The 2,673-nt window shown below is 69.2% G+C and carries 2 protein-coding genes; one reads left to right on the top strand and one right to left on the bottom strand.

Annotated elements, in window-relative coordinates; genetic code table 11:
* On the bottom strand, positions 1–1,035 hold a 1,035-nt coding region (locus CCN33_RS11840), incomplete at its 3' end, for a chitinase (RefSeq protein ID WP_208621723.1).
* Between the two features lie 286 nt (positions 1,036–1,321).
* Between CCN33_RS11840 and CCN33_RS11835 the strand changes: the two genes are divergently transcribed.
* Positions 1,322–2,413, top strand: coding sequence for a GNAT family N-acetyltransferase (locus tag CCN33_RS11835; RefSeq protein WP_086693597.1), 1,092 nt, complete (start codon positions 1,322–1,324; stop codon positions 2,411–2,413).
* Positions 2,414–2,673: the final 260 nt, after the last annotated feature.

Here is a 2,673-nt window from a genome sequence, read left to right as displayed (position 1 = left end):
GGGGGTGGGGGTGGAGTTCGGCGGGGTGGCACCGGCGAACTTCACCGAGAACTTGGCGAAGTCCCAGGCGTTCTGCGCCACGCTGGAGCACGTGCCCGAGGTGCGGCCGCCGTTGTCGGCCGGGGTGCACTGGCGGTCCCGGTTCAGCGACCAGAAGGTGAAGCGGTCCATGTGGTGACCGGTGGCGAAGTCCAGCACCGTCTGGAAGTCGGCCTGGGAGAAGTACTCCCCGGTGTCGCTGCGGCCGTTCATCCCGGAGAAGCCCTCGTGCGCGTACGCCGTGGCCTCGTCCCAGCCGAAGGTGGAGCGCAGGATGCCGTTGAAGTTGGCCAGCGCGCTGGTCTGGCTCGCCGCGCCGTTGAAGCCGCCGTCGAACGGCATGATGGAGAAGTTGTTCGGGGTGAAGCCCTGGGACTTCGCCTCCAGCAGCATCTGCTTGCCGAACCAGCCGGTGCCGTCCGCCGTGCCGGCCGTGGTGACCGAGACGTACAGGCCGGGATTGTTCTGCTGGAGGATCTTGGCCGCGCCGATCTCGTTGTGGATGGCCGCGGTGTTCTCGTACTCCGGCTCCTCCAGGTCGAAGTCGATCGCGTGCAGGCCGTACTTGGTGATGACCTGCTGGTAGGCCGCCGCCGTGGCGGCCGGGTCGGCGCAGGTCTGGCCCAGCTTGGTGCCGCCGTACCCGCCGATCGAGATGGAGACGTCACCGCCCTTGGACCGGATGGTGTTGATCACGGACTGCACGGCGGTGTCCGAGGACACCGGCGAGGTGCCGCCCCAAGTAGGCGAACAGCCACCGCCGTTGGGTGCCAGCACGAACGCCAGCTGGAACGCCTTGAGGCCGGTCGCGTCCATGATGGCGGCCGCGTCCGGCGGGTCGTTGTCCGTCGGCATCAGATACGGGGCCGCCGCGTACCAGCGGTTGTCGAGGGCGCTCGTGGCGCCGGACGCGCTGCCCGCGACCAGTGCCGTCGTGCCGGCCGCGGCCAGCGTGACGGCGGCCGCCGCGCCCAGACATGCCCGAAGTCGTCTCACTACGAGCCTCCAGAGGGTGGGGGATGGGGGAGTGTCAGGCTCGTGGATGGCGCCCCGTTTGGTCTAGTCCAATGCACGCCTTTGGACTGGACCAAACCGTCTCTTTACCTTGCGGCAAGTGAACGTCCTTTCTGCGCACGGCACTTGCCGCCTCCGTCGATCTGTGCGGAACCGTGGCGGACCGTACGCCCTCTGAGGCACCCTTGACGCTGTGCGTACTGTTTCGCCACGTTTGAGCGGCGGTGCGCGAGGGGGAGCGATCACATGAAGGGCGGGGCGAACCACGGTGGAGATCACCATTCACAGACCCGGCGAACTGACCTCCGCACTGCGCGGGGCCTGGCACCGGGCGATGGACGAGTCACCCGAGTACGCCAACCCCTTTCTCGCGCCGGAGTTCGCCATCGGAGTCGGCCGCCATCGCGGCGGCGTGCGCGTCGCGGTGCTGCGCGAGGGCGGTGAGCCGGTCGGCTTCCTCCCGTACGAGCGGGGGCCGCTCGGCACCGGCCGGGCCATCGGGCTCGGGCTCTCCGACTGCCAGGCGCTCGTGCACCGGCCGGGTGTCACCTGGGACGCGGCCGAACTGCTGCGCGCCTGCGGGCTCAGCATCTTCGAGTTCGATCATCTCGTGCAGGAGCAGCGGCCGTTCGCTCCGTATCTCACCGGCACCTTCGCCTCGCCGGTCATCGACGTGAAACCTGGCGGCGGCACCTACCCGGAGTGGCTGCGCGCCACCTACCCCGGTCTCGCCAAGACGACCCTGAAGAAGGAGCGCCGGCTCGGCCGGGACATCGGGGAGGTGCGGTTCGTCTTCGACGAGCGCGACCCGCAGGCGCTGCGCACCCTCATGCGCTGGAAGTCGGCCCAGTACCGCCGCACCGGCCGCATGGACCGGTTCTCCCGCCCCTGGATCGTCGACCTGGTGAACCACCTCTTCCACGTCCGCGAGGAGCACTTCACCGGCGTGCTCTCCGTGCTGTACGCGGGCGACCGCCCGGTGGCCGCCCACTTCGGGCCCCGCTCCAGTACCGTCCTGGCCGCCTGGTTCACCGCCTACGATCCCGAACTGCACTACTACTCACCGGGGTTGATGATGCACCTGCGCACGGCCGAGGGTGCCGCCCGTAGCGGGGTGACTCTGGTGGACCTCGGGCGGGGCGACAAGGAGTACAAGGACTGGCTCAAGACCCGGGAACTCCGGGTCGGCGAGGGCTTCGCGTCCCGCCCGCACCCCGTCTCCGTGGCCCAACGGGTGTGGCGCCGGCCGGTGCGTGGACTGCGCAACACCGTGCTGGCCCATCCCCAACTGCGCGCCCCTGCCGATCGGTTGCTGAAGACGGTCGGGCAACTACGCAGCCAGGGGCGGCCGGGCCGCTGACCGTACCGGGCGGGGCTGTCGGGACCAAAGCACATGGTCCGGACAGCCCCGCCCCGTTGTGAACGGCCGCTGGGTGTGAACGCCCTTGTGCGTGAAGGATTTGGCTTCCGAAGGCTTGCGCCCCGTTGGTTCATCCCTTAAATCAAAACATGAACTAAGTAGGGGCCGGTCTCCCGGTCCCGCAGTCGCAGGGAGCCGCAATGAGACTGAGATCCCTGGGGACAGCGCTCGCCGCCACGGCAGCACTGCTCGCCCTGCCC

This window comes from Streptomyces recifensis, from assembly GCF_002154615.1.
Lineage (GTDB): Bacteria > Actinomycetota > Actinomycetes > Streptomycetales > Streptomycetaceae > Streptomyces > Streptomyces griseoluteus.
This window is presented reverse-complemented; position numbering and strand designations above follow the sequence as displayed.